This is a genomic window from Lactococcus sp. NH2-7C (genome assembly GCF_029953655.1).
GTDB classification, from domain to species: domain Bacteria; phylum Bacillota; class Bacilli; order Lactobacillales; family Streptococcaceae; genus Lactococcus; species Lactococcus lactis.
Genome location: NZ_CP124538.1, coordinates 2,125,165 through 2,142,365 on the forward strand (window position 1 = coordinate 2,125,165; position 17,201 = coordinate 2,142,365).

Here is a 17,201-nt window from a genome sequence, read left to right on the forward strand (position 1 = left end):
TTTCGAAATAAAAAGTGTATAATAATGAAATAGATGGAGGTTTTTATGAATTTATTAAGTAAAGAAGGAAAAATGATTAAAAATTCACAAATTCCTAGTGAATTTTACAAAAAGTACAATGTTAAAAAAGGTTTAAGAGATATTAATGGGAAAGGAGTTTTAGCGGGTTTAACCAATATTTCGGCGATACATTCTTTTGATAAAGAAGGAAATCAAATTCCCGGTATTTTAGAATATAGAGCTTATAATATTAAAGATATTATCAATGATTTAAGAAAAGAAAATCGTTTTGGTTTTGAAGAGATGACTTATCTATTGTTATTTGGAGAACTTCCCACGGCAAATGAACTTCAGGAATTTCAAAACCTTTTAGCCAGTAGGAGAACTCTACCAGAATTTTTTGTCCGTGAAACTATTTTAACCAACCCTTCAAGTGACGTGATGAATTCGATGAGCCGTTGTATACTAGCTCTTGCTAGTTACGATGAGAAAGTTTCAGATATCTCGATTGAAAATGTTTTAGAACAATCTTTGGGACTTATTGCTGATTTTCCACTTCTTGCGATTTACAGTTACCAATCTTATGTTCATTATTTTAAAAAAGAAAGTCTTTATATCCATTATCCTGATCCAAAAATGACGACCGCTGAGAATATTTTACGAATGCTTCGCCCAGACTGCCATTACACAGAGATAGAGGCTAAAGTATTAGATATTGCCTTGATTCTTCATATGGAACATGGTGGAGGTAACAATTCGACTTTTACGACTCATGTGGTCACCTCAAGTGGAACAGATACTTATGCTACAATTGCTGCTGCCCTTTCCAGTTTAAAAGGGCCTAAACACGGTGGGGCTAATATTAAGGCAGCAAAAATGTTAGAAAATTTAAAAGAAAATATTTCTAATTATGAAGATGACGCTGAAATAGAAAAGTATCTCCATAAAATCTTAAATAAAGAAGTTTTTGATAAGCAAGGATTAATTTATGGTATTGGTCACGCCATTTATAGTGTAAGCGACCCACGATTTGAGGTTTTTAAATCCTATGTAGAGACTTTAGTAAAAGAAAAAGGATTGGAAGAGGAATTCAAGTTATATGAAAAAGTTGCAAGTCTAGCTCCGAAAGTAATATCGGAAAATCGAAAAATATATAAAACGATTTGTCCAAATGTTGATTTTTACTCTGGCTTTGTCTATAAAATATTAGGAATTCCACAAGAATTATTTACTCCATTATTTGCGATTGCTAGAATTGTAGGTTGGTTAGCACATCGTATTGAAGAACTAATTAATATGAATAAGATTATCCGTCCAGCCTATGAAAGTGTCTTAGAATCAAAAAACTATATAAAGTTGGGGGAAAGATGAAAAAAATAAATATTTCTAATAAAATATACCATTATTATGATATCTCAGAAACTGAAAGAATTGAAGATTTTCCATATAGTTTACGAGTCCTTTTAGAAAGTTTGATTAGACAGAAAAATGATGAGAATATTAATCAGGCGCATATTCAATCCGTTAAAGATTATTTAAAAGGAGAAGTTGGTCAAGAAACAGTTTTCTTACCAAGCCGTGTTGTTCTTCAGGATTTCACAGGAGTTCCAGCTATTGTTGACCTTGCAGCAATGAGAGACGCAATGGTTGAATTAGGAAAGAATCCTGAATTAATTAACCCAGAAATTCCAGTGGATTTGGTAATTGACCATTCTGTTCAAGTAGATTTTCAAGGAAATGAAGAAGCTTTTCTGTTAAATTCAAAAAAAGAATTTGAACGTAATCGTGAACGTTACGAATTTTTAAAATGGGCAGAACAATCTTTTGATAACTTTAGAGTAGTCCCTCCAGCAACAGGTATTATTCATCAAGTTAATATTGAATATTTAAGTGAAGTAATTTCCGAAAAAAATGGCGTTTTATATCCAGATAGTGTTTTTGGTACAGATAGTCATACAACAATGATTAATGCCCTTGGTGTTCTTGGTTGGGGAGTAGGAGGAATTGAAGCTGAAGCGGTGATGCTCGGGGAGCCTAGTTCATTGACTGTTCCAGAAGTAGTAGGAGTAAGATTAATAGGTAAGTTAGGAGCATTTGCTACTGCAACAGATTTAGCTTTGACAATCACAAAAATTTTACGAGATGAAAAAGTGGTAGGAAAATTCGTTGAATTTTTTGGAGAAGGACTAAAAAATTTAAGTTTAGCAGATAGAGCGACAATTTCAAACATGGCTCCTGAGTATGGTGCCACCTGTGGATATTTTCCGATTGATAATGAAACTTTGAAATATCTTCGGGCGACAAATCGTTCTGAGGAATTGGTTGAGAGAGTAGAAACTTATGCAAAGGCAAATAAGTTATTTTATGATGAAAAACATGAACCATACTACAATAAGACGATTAATGTTGATTTAAGTGAAGTAGCAACACGATTATCAGGTCCCTCTCGTCCCCAAGATATGCTTGAATTGTCTGAGTTAGCAAATAACTTTGAAGACTTTGCTAAAAAACAAAGGCCTCTGAAAGAAGAGGATGGAAAAATTGCAATTGCCGCTATTACAAGTTGTACCAATACGAGTAATCCACATGTTATGATGATGGCAGGATTACTTGCAAAAAATGCAGTAGAACAAGGGCTTACGGTTCCTAGCTGGGTTAAAACTTCATTAGCTCCTGGTTCAAAAGTTGTTACCTCTTATTTAGAGAAAGCGGGTCTCCTTCCTTATCTTGAAACGTTGGGATTTTATGTAGTAGGATATGGCTGTACAACCTGTATAGGTAACTCAGGGCCACTTTTAAGTGAAATGGAAACAGAGATTAGAAATAAAGAACTGATTGCAACGAGTGTTTTGAGTGGCAATCGAAATTTTGAAGGTCGAATTCATCCATTAGTGAAGGCGAACTATCTAGCAAGTCCTCCATTAGTAGTTGCGTATGCTTTAGCGGGTTCTGTTCTTAAAAATCTAACAACTGTTGCTTTGGGGACTAATCTAGAAGGTGAAAAGGTATATTTGAAAGATATTCTGCCAACTTCTGATGAAGTGAATGATTTAGTGCAAAAATACGTAACAAGTGATTTATATGCTGAAAGTTATGCTAAGGTTTTTGATGAAAATACAGTCTGGAATAATATCAAAACAAAGAAAAGTGAAGTTTATGACTGGAAATCTGAATCTACCTATATTTCTAATCCACCATACTTTGAAAACTTAACTATGATAAATAAACCGATAGCCTCACTTTCAAATTTACATGTTTTAGCAAAATTTAGTGATTCTATCACAACTGACCATATTAGTCCAGCAGGGAATATCCCTTTAAGATCCCCAGCTGGGGATTATCTAAGTTCTCGAGGTCTTGCTTATAAGGATTTTAATAGTTTTGGGTCAAGACGAGGAAATGATAAAGTAATGACAAGAGGAACATTTGCTAATATTCGTATCAAAAATCAGCTTGTTGCTCCTCTTGAGGGAGGCTATTCTCTATTCAATAATGAAACATTACCTATTTATGAGGTAGCTAAAAAATATAAAGAACAAGGACAAGGATTAATTGTTCTTGCTGGTAAGGATTATGGAATGGGTTCCAGTCGAGACTGGGCGGCCAAGGGAACAAAATTACTTGGAGTCAAGGCTGTAATTGCTGAGAGTTTTGAACGTATTCATCGAAGTAATCTCGTCATGATGGGTGTTCTTCCCCTGCAGTTTTTAGATAATGAAAATGCAGAAACTTTAGGATTAAGTGGTTATGAAAGTTTTTCTATAGAGCTACCAGAAAATCCCAAAATTCATGAAAAAATTACTGTAAGTACTGCCGAAAAAAACTTTGAGGTTCTTTTACGCTTTGATTCTCAGGCGGATTTAGATTACTATGCTAATGACGGTATAATGCCTTATGTGATTCGCAAAAAATAAAAAAATAGGTGAAAATTATTATGAAAATTGAGATGAAAAATGGAAAATTAGTTGTGCCAGATTATCCAGCAATTGGTTATATTAGAGGAGATGGTGTTGGCGAAGATATTTTTCCTCAGGCGCAAAAAGTTTTTGATGCTGCGGTTCTAAAAATTTATGGTCAAAAAAAGAAAATAGAATGGCAAAAATTATTGGCAGGAGGAGAAGCATTTGAGACTTGTGGAGAATATCTGCCCAAAGAAACTCTCGCTCATATTAATGAAAATTTAATTGCGATAAAGGGACCACTAATGACCCCGGTCGGTGAAAGCTTTCGTTCAATTAATGTTACTTTAAGACAAAAAATGGATTTATATGCTTGCGTAAGACCAGTTGAATATTTTAAAGGAATAAAATCCCCAGTTAAAGCGCCAGAAAAAGTTGACATGACAATTTTTCGAGAAAATACAGAAGATATTTATGCAGGTATTGAATTTGCTAGTGAAACAAATGAGTCTCACAGCTTATTAAAATTTTTAAAAAAAGAATTGAATGTCCATTCTATTCGCTTTCCAGAAACTTCAGCACTAGGCATAAAACCTGTTAGTCCTGAAGGAAGTAAACGGTTGGTTAATGCGGCTTTTGAGTACGCTCTGAAAATGAACAAAAAACGAGTGACCTTTGTTCATAAGGGAAATATTATGAAATTTACTGAAGGAGGATTTAGAAATTGGGCCTATGAGGTTGCAAAGGAGTACCCAACTTTTACAAAACTAGAATACGATAAAATCAAAAATGAAAGAGGAAGTGGACAAGCTGAAAATGAGAAAAAAGCAGCATTAAAATCAGGAAAAATTTATGTAGATGATATAATTGCTGACAACTTTCTACAACAGATAATTTTAAATCCTGACAATTTTGAAGTAATTGCCACTCTTAATCTAAATGGTGATTATATTTCAGATGCACTAGCCGCGCAGGTTGGAGGAATTGGAATTGCACCAGGTGCGAATATTAATTATAAAAGTGGACATGCTATATTTGAAGCAACTCATGGAACAGCCCCAGATATCGCTGGAAAAAATATAGCAAATCCTTCTAGTTTAATTTTATCTGGAGTGATGATGTTTGAGTATTTAGGTTGGCAAGAGGTAGCTGAATTAATCAAGCTTGCTCTTTCGTTTTCATTCAGTAATGGAAATTTGACAGCTGATTTAGGTGGAAAATTTTCAACTTCAAAATTTTCCGATGCTTTGATTGATTTTATAAAAACATATTAAAAAATTATATTGATAATCAGAAAAACAAAAAAGCCCTAAAATCAGGGCTTTTAAAATTTACATCATTATTTTAAGGAATTATTTTCCATAATTTCATCGATAAAACCATATTCCAAAGTTTCTTTGGCATCCATCCAATGGTCACGTTCAGCATCTTTATGAATTTGTTCAAGTGAACGATTAGAATTATCAGCAAGGATTTGTTCCAGACGTTTACGAGTTTTCAAAAGTTGCTCAGCAACAATAGCCATATCAGTTTGTTGAGTTCCTTGACCTGCACCACCCATTGGTTGATGAATCAGATACTCAGCATTTGGCAACATGAATCGTTTGCCTTTTGTTCCGCTTGAAGCAATGATTGTGCCCATAGAAGCAGCCATTCCCATAACGATAGTTTGAACATCTGATTTAATAAAATTCATTGTATCAACAATGGCAAGACCGGCAGATACAGAACCACCAGGTGTATTTACGTAGAGATAAATATCTTTAGTATTATCTTGTGCGTCCAAGAAAAGAAGTTGAGCAATGATAGAATTTGCCATACCATCTTCAACAGGTCCTGTCAGCATGATAATGCGGTCTTTTAAAAGTCGTGAATAAATATCATAAGCACGTTCGCCACGGCTTGATTGTTCAATAACGGTAGGTACTAAATATCCCATAGATTGAATCTCCTTTATAAATAAGATATGAATTTAATTTTAGATAAAATTGAATTCATTTGTTTATTTTTCTATATTATAACTCATTGGTCAAAAAAGGTCAAAGAATATTGTCTTTTTTTTTTATGACTTTTCCTAAAACTTGATAAAAAAAGAGTTTAAACTTTCTTAACGCTTTCAAATTTGTTATAATTATGACATGAATACAGAACTTATTATTGCAATGATTTTTGGTCTGATTATTGGCGCGTGGCTAATGGTTGCAGGCATCTACATTTACAAAATTTACGATGAAAATCGTTATAAGAAACGGTTAACAATTGAAAAATTACTTCGTGAAATTGAAGTTCGTAACACACTTAATCAAAAAGTGATTGAAATTCTTAATCGCCCAATTACTGGGAGTGATAAAGAATTAATTAATCCTCAAAGTGATGTAAAAGTTCCTTTTTACGATTATAATTTTTTGAAGAACTACACTTCAATGTATAATTTATATATTCCAACTTATTTTTTGAATACATTTTTCAAAAAGCTTTCTCATCATTTAGCTGTATTTGATGACGAACAGGACTTGAAAAATGGGGGCTACATTTTCAAAGAGTCTCGTACAATTTTTGAGAATTTTTCTGTCGAAATTACTGATGATATTGAGGCAAAAAAACGGGAGTTACAAAAGGCTAAAAATGTTTATCCATCAATGTTGAAGAAGCAACATTATAATATCTAAAGCAGTGAAAAAAGCTACTGATTTCAGTGGTTTTTTTTATTGAAAAAATTTGTGAAAAAATTTTGAAAAGGCCTTTTTTTAAGTCTATAAATATGGTATAATTGTACAATCATTGATGTTTAATACTATTAGATAAATAAATATACACGAAGGAGAGACGATGATCACAATCTATACAGCACCCTCTTGTACGAGCTGTAAAAAGGCTAAAACTTGGCTTTCATATCACCACATCCCATTTAACGAAAGAAATCTCATCGCGGATCCTTTATCAACAACAGAGATTAGTCAAATTCTACAAAAATGTGACGATGGTGTTGAAGGATTAATTTCAAGTAGAAATCGCTTTGTGAAGACTTTGGGTGTTGATTTTGAAGATATTTCACTTTCACAAGCAATTAAAATTATTTCTGAAAATCCACAAATCATGCGTCGTCCAATTATTATGGATGAAAAACGTCTTCATGTTGGATATAATGAAGAGGAAATTCGTGCTTTTTTACCTCGTACAGTTCGTGTTTTAGAAAATGGTGGCGCTCGTTTGCGTTCAGCAATTTAATTCATAATTAAAATATTCATTTATTGGAATTTTTATAGACGCATTTGCGTCTTTTTTTGTTGAAAAAAACCACTGCCAGAAAGGAACAATGGTTTTTTGTTGAGTGCATAGTAATTGTTATTGGATAATAAAAGAAAATGAATTAAAAAAATATTTTATGGTTATTGTTATCCTTCAAATTCAATATCATCAAGTGTTGTGGCTGAAATAAAAATTGTGGGTAAGTATGGATCAACTGCAGAAACTGCAGCAAGTGAAAGGAGTAGTAGACTTTTAAATTCCATGATAAACCTCCAACCAAAATGTATTTGTGAAAATATTATAACACAATTTTCTGAAAATTCAACCTTTTTGCTTTTCTTATCTGGTGCTTGAGGTAATTACTTTTGAAGGAGCTTTACTTGCCATTCGTTTCCTTCTTGAATAATTTCCCTGAGTGAATTGATAAACATAACGAGCCAGGTAAAAGCTATAGCAAAAGCAATAATTTCAAAAACCGTTAATGAGAGATAGTGAATTCCCATAATGGCAACTGCAGACAAAATTAATGCTATTAAAGCAGTCCAAGATAATGCTAAAAATTCTTTAGAAATGGTGGGAACTAACCATTTAAGAAAGATAATCATAATAAGAACAACCGCAACCAGACCAAATGCAGAATTATTATGTATAGGCATTGTCCATGATTGGGCTGGAAAAATTCCGACGAAAGCGATCAAAAATGCTATGAGAATATAAAAAACACGAATTATTTTAAATTTATAATTGTAAAGGCTACTCTTAGAAAACTCAGCAAAGAGAAAATCAGTTATGGTAAGAAGAATAAGAGCAGAAAATATTAAGGTGATATTGAACTGCCAGTGCAGTGTGGCTTCACCAGTTCCTAAGAAGCTGAAGTTATGTTGCCACCAATCTTTTTGATTGTTTGTTGCCATTGAAACAAGAATACCTCCTATGAAAGTGGTAAAGAGTAGCAAAATAAGATTAGGTAAAGTGACGGAAAGAGCTGCTGAAATAAGAAAATAAAAGATGATTCCAACAAATACTAAGACAAGAAACCCTGCAGTAAATGGGTCAAAAGTTACTCCGCTAAATGTTTTGCCAATTATGTACCAAAAAATGATTTGAACAGCGAAAGAGGTACTTGTATAGGCTATCGAAAGTGTTAATGTTTCTCTAAAAATTTTAAATTTAGATTTGGATAAGTCACAACTCTTGAGAAGATAGGTCCATATGAAGCCCAAAAAACCAAAAAGGGTTGATAGAATTATACTCAAACTTGCAACAGAGAGGTGGCGGCTCCCCGTAAATGCGATTTGTGGATGATTGGTACTTAAAAAGATAAACAAGGCAATTATTCCAGACGCTAAACTAGGTGCTATAAAATAATGTAAAGCTAAATTTTGTTTATTGGGATGATTAATTTTCGGATTTTCTAATAATATATGTTGATTTTCTAGACGGATTGATAGTTGGTCATTTTCTGCATAATCACTTAATTTATTATAAAGTTCTTCAGGGATTTCTAAGTAATTTTTAGTCATGATATTCTTTCTAACTTTAAAATAATGAATAAATTCATTTATATTGTACATAATATAAATTCATACATTCTAATAATATTTTACCATTAAACTTATTAAAGGGACTACTAGGACTTTTTTGTTTTGAGAATAGATGGATAATTTGAGTTTTATTATAATTATATATTATGTTGTAGTCAAAACAATATAAAATGGATTGACTTACGAAATGGATAATGTTAGAATATAGTTAATTGAATAAACGACTAGGTTGGGCGCAAGCTTCAAGACATATCTCCAAGGGTGAGGAGATTATTTTGAGGTTTGCGCTCTTTTTTGTCGTTTTTTTACTAGAAAGGGATGATATGAAATTTTATCAAAAATCCAAAGAAGAATTATTAAATAATTATGATGTTAAGATAGATAGAGGACTTTCGAGTACTCAGGTTACTTATAATCGAGAAAGATATGGTGAAAATAAACTTCCAGAAGAAAAAAAAGAAAGCTATTTAAAAGTATTTTTTAAAAGTTTTAAAGAACCAATAATCATTGTTCTATTAGGGGCAGTTGCTCTATCATTTTTTAGTTCATTTTATTCATTCCAAATAGTTGGAGATAAAAAACATGGTTTAGAATCTTTATATGAAGCGGTTGCTATAGCTATTTTGATTATTATAAATGCATTTTTAGGTTTTTGGCAAGAAATTAGTGCTCGTAAAAATTTAAATTCACTAAAAGAAATGAACAATCGTTTTGCATCTGTACTAAGAGATGGAGCCTTAGAAAAAATTTCATCAAATGAGTTAGTTGTTGGTGATATCGTAAAAGTTACAGTAGGTGACTTTGTGGAGGCCGATATAAGATGGTTAGAGCTTGATGAGCTTCAATTAATTGAGTCTCATTTAACGGGCGAAGCTGATTCTATTATAAAAAATATAGAGGTCATTAATGAAAATGTTGAAATTGGTGATCAAACAAATATGGGATTTTCTGGCTCTATCGTTTCAAATGGACAGGGAATTGGAATAGTCGTAGCTACGGGTGAAAACACAGAACTTGGGAAAATTTCTCAGTTGATGAAAGATGAGGGAATAAAATCATCTCCATTACAAGAAACTGTAAAAAAACTTACTAAAACATTGATGAAAATATCCGCTGGGATTGTTTTATTAACTTTTGTATTTGGATTAATCAGTTCTGGAGAATTTTCAATTAACTCAATTACTTCAGTATTTTCAACCTCAATCGCTCTCGCCGTTGCCTCTATTCCAGATGCTTTACCAGTTGTTCTCTCAATAGTATTGACAATTGGTGCAGTCAAAATGTCAAAAAATAAAGGTCTGATTAAAACACTAAGTAGTGTGGAGACACTAGGAAGTACTTCTTACATTTGCTCTGATAAAACAGGTACATTGACCCAAAATGAGATGACTGTCAAAAAATTTTATGCTAATGGTCAACTGTATAATGTAGATGGTCTGGGATATCGTTCTATTGGTGAAATTCACTTGGTATCAAAAGGTGACAAAAGTATAAATTTCGCTCAATTTATGAAAAATATTGTCTTATGTAATGATTCAAGTGTCAAAGAAGTTGAGGGACAGGTAAAAACTTTTGGTAATCCTACAGAAGTTGCTCTTACTGTTCTTGGTAGTAGAGCCGGCTATAGTAAGAATAAGTTATTAAAAAACAATAAAATTATAAGAACTATTCCTTTTAGTAGCAGTAGAAAAATGATGAGCGTCATTGTTCAAAATGATGAAGGATTTTACGTTTATACCAAAGGAGCACCAGATGTTTTAATGGAAAAAGCTTCGGGGATTTTGATTGGAGATATAGTTGACCAATCTAAGCAGTCAAAAGTTAATTTTATTAAAGTGGTAGATGATTATGCGGATGAAGCACTAAGAACCTTGGCTGTGGCCTACAAAAAAGTTGATGAAGAAGAGGCGTTATACGGAGCGACGGAAGACGTAGAAAAAGATTTTGTATTAACGGGAGTTGCAGGAATAATTGATCCTCCACGAGAAGAAGTGAAAGAGTCTATCAGACAACTTCATGATGCAAATATTAATGTGGTTATGATTACAGGGGATCATGAAAAAACAGCTCGTGCAATTGCCTATGATTTGGGGATTGTAAAGGAAAAAAATGCAACAGTTTTAAAGGGAATTGACCTTGAAGAAATGTCAGATCAGGAGCTTTATGCAGAAGTAAAAAATGTTAATGTTTATGCAAGAGTGACTCCAGAGCATAAGCAACGTATTGTCAAACAGCTCCAAAATCATCAACAAGTTGTTGCTATGACTGGAGATGGAGTAAATGATGCTCCAGCTTTAAGAGCTGCTGATATTGGAGTTGCGATGGGAATTACTGGTACAGAAGTAACTAAAGATTCTGCAGATCTCATTTTATTGGATGATAAATTTACAACGATAGAAAAATCAGTTTATAGTGGTCGGACTATCTATGCTAATATAAAAAACTTTATGAGACACGAACTGACAACAAATGTTGCTGAAGTTTTGGCCCTTGTATTAGGTTTAGTCTTATTTAGAAGCAGTGTTGGAAATGTAGCAGCAATGACTCCAACACTTACTGCATTAATGGTTCTTTGGGTTAATATGGTGAGTGATGCGATTCCATCTTTTTCTTTAGGTTATGATGTTGCGGAAACGGATTTGATGAAAGAAAAACCAAGGAACCCTAATGAATCCATTCTTGCTAATCACACATGGTCTAGGGTTTTGATTAGGGGGACAGTTATGGGAGCGATGGTTTACCTTGGATTCCTCCTAGCTGCTCAGAATGGATTGAACGCTAGTGAAGCACAAACAGTTGCTTTTTTGACTTTAGTTTATGGACAATTATGGCATGTATTTGATGCAAGAAGTTCAAGAACATTGTTTAGACGTAATCCGTTTGGAAATATCAGACTTGTTGGAGCAGTGTTATTTGCAGGAGTTTCTTCATTTTTAGTAACAATCATTCCGTTTTTTAATAGTGTGATGGGAACTGCTCAGTTAACATTACCTGTATATCTACTTGTGATTTTCATTCCTGCTATACCCACATTAATATTGTCAGGAATAAAAGAAGTTTTTAAAATAAAAATATGGTAAATCAATGCAAAAAGTACTTACTTCAGTAAGTACTTTTTTGTATATTACTAATTACAGTCTTATATATGTTTTAGATTTCTATACTTGCAATTTAAAACATTGCCTAATATGCTTTAAATCATCTAAAACATTATTATATAAAGGTTTATTGCTTATTTGGATTGATTTATATTTTACTTTATAGGTTTTAATAATAATAAAAAATGAAAAATATGATGATATCGAGTAGATTTCGTAAGTTATATATTACAATATTTCTTTTTATTATGTTATACTGTAATAAATTGATGGGTTGCAATCGAAAATTAATGATTTTCGATAATCATAAATCCATATTAAATTTAAGTTAGGAGAATGGCATGTTTTAGATACAACTAAGTGATGTAAAGGAAAAGTAATTGCAAAGTTTGAATTGAATAGTTTAGAACCCAAATTAGAGAAAGGATTTATAGTAGCAAAAGGTTTCTGCTATAAATATGAAAAAATGAAACGTAATTCATCAATAGATTTAATGAAAAGTTGTGCAATATTCTTTGTCATTTCGATACATTTTTTATTAAATTCGGGCTTTTATGATATGACAATTCATTCCACTTTAGGAATTTTTTGGATTGGGATAAGAACGATTTTAATTACTTGTGTGCCCTTGTTTTTAGTGGCAACCGGATTTTTAATGAATCGAAAAGAATTAAGTGCTCAATATGTTCTGGGAATTGTACCTGTCATCATTTCATATATAGGCATATCTTTATTAGTATGGGGTGTTCTATCTCTTGGCGGAAGAGGGAGCGACTTCTCCACAGCTATAAATGGAATTTTTGATTATTCAACTGATTCTTACTCTTGGTATGTTGAAATGTATTTAGGACTTTATCTTTTTATTCCTTTGTTAAATATTATCTGGAATTATAAAAAAGAAATGAAAAATTATCATTTATATATTGTCTTTATCGCAAGTTTGCTATCATTTTTACCCTCTTTATTAAATAGTTTTGGAAAAGTAATCCCAGATTATTGGCAAATTTGTTATCCTGTTAGTTATTATTTTATCGGAGCTTACCTTTATACTTATCCAAATGAAATAAAGAAAATTTCATTTAGAAAACTTGTTGTAGCATTTTTAAGTGCACTTACGATTTTTACCATGACGGATACTTTTGTAAGTTGGAATCAACAATTCCAGTGGCTAGATCACAATGATTATTTTGGCTATCAAACGGCCATGATGACAATATTAGTTATAGCAATCTTGTGGAGAATTCCTATTCCAAAATGGAGCGTTAGATTGCTAAAGACTCTATCTACCGCCACTTTGACTATCTATCTTATATCTGATTTAACGGATCAGTTTGTCTATGGATTTTTTAAGCATGAAATTCCAAACTTAAGCCAACGAGTGATAGCAGGACCGATTATTATTCCCATAGCCTTTACTAGTGCAGCTTTATTAGGGATTTTTGTGGGAAAAATTTTAAATTTTCCTTTTATGAGAAAGAAAGGAAAATTTAAACTATGATAATCTCAACAATGGTAGATGTTTATGTCGTTTATTATCCTATCATCCTGTCTTTTATTTGGGCAAGTGGTGCTTTTTTATCTAGGTGGAGAGGAAGAGATAAAAAAGCAATTGATGAAGCAAAAGAATTTGAAAAAATTAGTATTGTTATTTCTGCATATAATGAAGAAGAAACTATTGAGGAAGTTTTGTTATTACTACGTAATCTAAATTATCCTGCCTTAGAAATCTTTATTGTTGATGATAAGAGTAGTGACCGCACCTTGGAGAAACTTTATGAAGTAAAAAAATCTTTTGACGATTGGGAAGCATTAACCATTCTTGAGCAAAAGAAAAATGAGGGAAAAGCTACGGCTTTAAATGTTGCTTTGCAACAGGTTACCAGTAAATATATGCTTGTTATTGATGCGGATTCATATCTTTCTAAAGATGCTCTATCTTATTTGTTGGCCGAATTAACTTCTAGTTCAGATATTGGGGCTGTGACCGGACGACCTATTGTTAGGAACAGAACAACTCTATTGGGGAAATTACAAACCTTAGAGTATTTAAGTGTGATTGACGCAATTAAGAGAGCACAAAGTCTTTTTCTAGGCGCAATAATGACCGTATCGGGTGTGATTGTTATGTATCGTGTAGAGGCTTTGAAAGAAATTGGGGGCTTTAATACTGAAGTGATGACTGAAGATATTGATGTCACTTGGCGACTTCATCGTAATCAATGGAAAGTCAAGTATGTTCCTAAAGCATTAAGCTATATTCTTGTTCCTGAAAATTTAAAATCTCTTTTAAAGCAACGAAGAAGATGGGCAGTTGGTGGGGTAGAAGTATTAATTTCAAATTTATCATGGGTTTTTAAAAGAGGAGAATTCAACCATCGGTTTCTTTTGATTGAAATGATTTGTAGTCATATTTGGAGTTGGTTTTTCTTAATAGAATCTTATCAGTATTTTCTCCAAATGTTGCTAAATCAAGAATTCAAAGTATCCGGTCAAATTATCGTGATTTTTGTTCTTATTTCATTTTTTGTATTTTTTTTAGGACTTAATAATGATAAAGGGGAGAGTCGCTTAACTTTGACTGATAAATTAATATTTCCAGCTTATCTTGTTGCTTATTGGTTTCTTAATTTGATTAGTGCTCTTTCTGCTGAACTTGTTGTTTTAACTAATCGTACAAATAAAGGAAAATGGGAAAGTCCTGATAGAGGGGTGTAATAATGGAATTTGTAATACGTAAAAAGATGAAAAAACGACATTTTTTAGAATTCTTGGTTGTGTCACTGTGTTGGCTGTTTATATTAACTGTTTTCGTTCTTTTGTTAATCTCTTTGCTGGGAATATATAGTGATGGAATTATCTCTGTTTTTGTAATCATTGGGTTTCCAATAACAAATTGGGAAGATATAATTTATGCTTTGTTCTGTTTTCTTTCAATATTAACGATTCCTAGTCTTTATATTTTAACGAAGGAGGCTTAGATTTATAATATGAAATTTAGTAAAAAAAAATATTTTTTGATATGGATGTTTGGTTTTATTACTATCTTGGTGTTTATGTCCACACGTGAAACAAAAAAATATGTACAGGATGGAAAAAAGGAGCAGCCAGATTTTGCTTATGAAAGTTTACTTAAAGATAATGATGGAATTATTGTTCTTTGTTATCACCGTGTATTAAAAGATACGGTGGTTACAAATTTCGCTTATTCAATTTCGCATAATTCTCAACTCCATGAATATAATGTATTCTTGCAAGATTTTGAGCAGCAAATGACATTTTTAAAGAAAAATCATATTAAAGTCCTGACTAGTTCAGAACTGATAGAGAAGATTAATAAAAAAGAGATGATTGGCAAGGCAGTTGTGGTTACCTTTGACGATATTGATAAATCTTTGCCAGAGAACGCTTATCCAATAATGAAAAAATTAGACTTACCTTTTACGCAATTCATTATCACGGGAAAAGTTGGACAAACTATTGACGGTTCACAAATGGCGACTTGGAAAGAAATAAAGAAAATGAATGAAAATCCTTTGGTTACTTCAGGACTACATACGAATGACTTACATTATCAAGAAAACTTTGAACCGATTTTATCTACTAATATTTCAAAAAAATTAGTACAAAAGGATTACCAAAAAAGTCAGAAAGCATTTGATGAGAAGTTAGATCAAAAAGGAAAAGTTTTTGCTTATCCTTATGGAGCACAAAATAAAGACTTAGAAGATTATATGCTAAAAGATGGAATTCAAGGAATATTCACACTATCTCCAGGTGTAGTGACTAATGAAACACTTTATAGTAATATTCCTAGGTTGATTGTTACGAAGGATAATTGGAAAACTATTAAACATTGGCTCTTAAGTGATGGAACAAAAAAGTAAGTGAAAATAAGAAGGAGATATTTATGAAGTCGAAGAATAAGTCATTTAAATTATTAATGGTTCTGAGTTTATTGATGTGCTTGGTTGGAATTAATTTATTTACAACTTCAAATGTATTTGCTGCTGACTATGGAAATAAATTTATTACGGGACATGAACTAACTGATGATTTGGGAAATCCGAAAACCGATTTTGGTATTTATGATGATGTTCAGGCCCATTGGAATTTTGATATTCCAGTGGGAAGCGTTTCTCAGGGGGATGCAATGAGTGTCAATGTTCCCGATTTGTTAACATTATCAAAAGATGTTACTTTTGAGATAAAAGATGAAGCTGGAAATGTTATCGGAACGGCTGTTGCTAATCATCTTACAGGAGAAATAACTGTTACTTTTTCAAAACTTGTTGAAAATGCAACTTCAGATATTAAAGGTTCTTTTTCCGTTTGGGTTAAATGGGATAAACAAAGAGTAGAGGAAGACACAACGGTAGTAGTTGATTGGAAAGATGGAGGAACAACAGAGGTTAACATTGGTCCAGCAACAGGACCGGATAAAGATGAGGTGCTTTATAAATGGGGATGGATTGACGAGAATGATTCAACCTTAATTCATTGGCAAGCTCGGATCAATTATGCTAAAAAAAATATCCAGAAAGCTGTTTATACTGATATTATTGGTGGGAATCAGAATTTAGTTTCTGGTTCAATTTCAGTAGCTAATGTGACATATAGTAGTGATGGAGAGAATTATAATGTTGATGGCTATTATCCTCAGGCTAGTATTTTAGAAAATGGCGTAAACGGATTTACCGTGAATTTAGGTGATATTTCAAATACTATTATTGTTGATTATTTAACGAGAGCAACGGATGGGGGACTTTCTCAACAGTATGAAAATAGAGGAGAATTGACGGGAGAAAATATTGAAAAACAGGTAGTGGAAGTTCATACTCCTAACAATGGCGGAAACGGAAATGCAAGTATGAAACTTTCTATTTCTGGAGAGAAAACTTGGATTGATGATAATAATGCACGTGGTTTAAGACCAAGTTTTATTAGTATTGAGTTATATCGGAATGGAGAGAAAATTGATTCACGAGATGTGACAGCTAAAGAAAATTGGAAATATTCGTTTACTAATTTGGATAAGTATGATGAAAGTGGGAAACTTTACGATTATGATGTAAAAGAGGTACCTGTGAGTAATTATACGAGTCAACAGGAGGGTTATAATTTTATAAATACAATCATCCCTGTTAAAGAAGAAACTCCTGAAAAACCCAACCAATCGATTACTACTCCTAGTTCATCCTCACAAGTGATGTCTACTTCGTCTTCTTCAATGGAATCAAAAACTTCTGAAAAGTTGCCTAAGACGGGGGATAGCTCAATGAATTTTTTCAAAGAATTGGGAATACTTCTATTGATTTCTGGTGGGCTCGGAATGATTTATATTAGGAGAAAATCAAAAATTTAACTATCTGAGTTAATGTAGAAGAAAAGGAGTTATCAATTATTTGAAACTC

Annotated in this window: 12 protein-coding genes and 1 other annotated feature; of the genes, 10 read left to right on the forward strand and 2 right to left on the reverse strand. The window is 32.5% G+C overall.

What is annotated here, in order from left to right; translation table 11 throughout:
• Nucleotides 1-45 precede the first annotated feature (45 nt).
• Genes QJV49_RS10760 through icd form a run of 3 tightly spaced genes read left to right on the forward strand, consistent with a single transcriptional unit; the run spans nucleotide 46 to nucleotide 5,173 of the window.
• The gene (locus tag QJV49_RS10760) at nucleotides 46-1,371 is read left to right on the forward strand and encodes a citrate/2-methylcitrate synthase (RefSeq protein WP_225511601.1); all 1,326 of its coding nucleotides are present in this window, start codon (nucleotides 46-48) and stop codon (nucleotides 1,369-1,371) included.
• The gene (gene acnA / locus QJV49_RS10765; RefSeq protein ID WP_225511602.1) at nucleotides 1,368-3,914 is read left to right on the forward strand and encodes an aconitate hydratase AcnA; all 2,547 of its coding nucleotides are present in this window, start codon (nucleotides 1,368-1,370) and stop codon (nucleotides 3,912-3,914) included. Before QJV49_RS10760 ends, acnA begins: the two co-directional genes overlap by 4 nt.
• A gap of 20 nt (nucleotides 3,915-3,934) precedes the next feature.
• Entirely contained in the window at nucleotides 3,935-5,173 is a 1,239-nt protein-coding gene (gene icd, locus QJV49_RS10770) for an NADP-dependent isocitrate dehydrogenase (protein WP_225511603.1), read from the forward strand.
• Nucleotides 5,174-5,238: 65 nt separating this feature from the next.
• Here icd and QJV49_RS10775 read toward each other — a convergent pair whose 3' ends face one another.
• On the reverse strand, nucleotides 5,239-5,838 hold the full coding sequence (locus QJV49_RS10775; RefSeq protein ID WP_011834647.1) for an ATP-dependent Clp protease proteolytic subunit: 600 nt from the start codon (nucleotides 5,836-5,838) through the stop codon (nucleotides 5,239-5,241).
• 199 nt (nucleotides 5,839-6,037) lie between these two features.
• On the opposite strand from QJV49_RS10775, the gene QJV49_RS10780 reads away from it, so the two are divergent.
• Nucleotides 6,038-6,568, forward strand: coding sequence for a hypothetical protein (locus QJV49_RS10780; protein ID WP_003129594.1), 531 nt, complete (start codon nucleotides 6,038-6,040; stop codon nucleotides 6,566-6,568).
• A 160-nt stretch (nucleotides 6,569-6,728) separates the two neighbouring features.
• The gene (spx, locus tag QJV49_RS10785) at nucleotides 6,729-7,127 is read left to right on the forward strand and encodes a transcriptional regulator Spx (RefSeq protein WP_003129597.1); all 399 of its coding nucleotides are present in this window, start codon (nucleotides 6,729-6,731) and stop codon (nucleotides 7,125-7,127) included.
• Between the two features lie 380 nt (nucleotides 7,128-7,507).
• Here the strand turns inward: spx and QJV49_RS10790 are convergent, their stop codons facing one another.
• A complete protein-coding gene (locus tag QJV49_RS10790; protein ID WP_225511604.1) occupies nucleotides 7,508-8,671 on the reverse strand; it encodes a DUF998 domain-containing protein in 1,164 nt (387 codons plus the stop codon).
• Nucleotides 8,672-8,919: 248 nt separating this feature from the next.
• Nucleotides 8,920-8,963: a sequence feature (sodium ion sensor (DUF1646 type); this cis-regulatory element may regulate processes involved in with the transportation of sodium ions), on the forward strand.
• 52 nt (nucleotides 8,964-9,015) lie between these two features.
• Here QJV49_RS10790 and QJV49_RS10795 point away from each other — a divergent pair.
• The 5 genes from QJV49_RS10795 (at nucleotide 9,016) to QJV49_RS10815 (ending at nucleotide 17,152) form a co-directional block, all read left to right on the forward strand.
• Nucleotides 9,016-11,772 carry a cation-transporting P-type ATPase gene (locus QJV49_RS10795; RefSeq protein ID WP_225511605.1) on the forward strand — a complete coding sequence of 919 codons (2,757 nt, stop codon included), beginning with the start codon at nucleotides 9,016-9,018 and terminating at the stop codon, nucleotides 11,770-11,772.
• 412 nt (nucleotides 11,773-12,184) lie between these two features.
• Nucleotides 12,185-13,288: an acyltransferase gene (locus QJV49_RS10800; RefSeq protein ID WP_225511606.1), complete on the forward strand. Its 1,104-nt coding sequence runs from the start codon at nucleotides 12,185-12,187 to the stop codon at nucleotides 13,286-13,288.
• Nucleotides 13,285-14,505 carry a glycosyltransferase gene (locus QJV49_RS10805; protein ID WP_225511607.1) on the forward strand — a complete coding sequence of 407 codons (1,221 nt, stop codon included), beginning with the start codon at nucleotides 13,285-13,287 and terminating at the stop codon, nucleotides 14,503-14,505. The genes QJV49_RS10800 and QJV49_RS10805 overlap by 4 nt, the downstream gene beginning before the upstream one ends.
• A gap of 272 nt (nucleotides 14,506-14,777) precedes the next feature.
• Nucleotides 14,778-15,674, forward strand: a complete 897-nt coding sequence (locus tag QJV49_RS10810; RefSeq protein WP_225511608.1) for a polysaccharide deacetylase family protein — start codon at nucleotides 14,778-14,780, stop codon at nucleotides 15,672-15,674.
• A gap of 23 nt (nucleotides 15,675-15,697) precedes the next feature.
• Nucleotides 15,698-17,152, forward strand: coding sequence for an LPXTG cell wall anchor domain-containing protein (locus tag QJV49_RS10815; protein WP_225511609.1), 1,455 nt, complete (start codon nucleotides 15,698-15,700; stop codon nucleotides 17,150-17,152).
• Nucleotides 17,153-17,201: the final 49 nt, after the last annotated feature.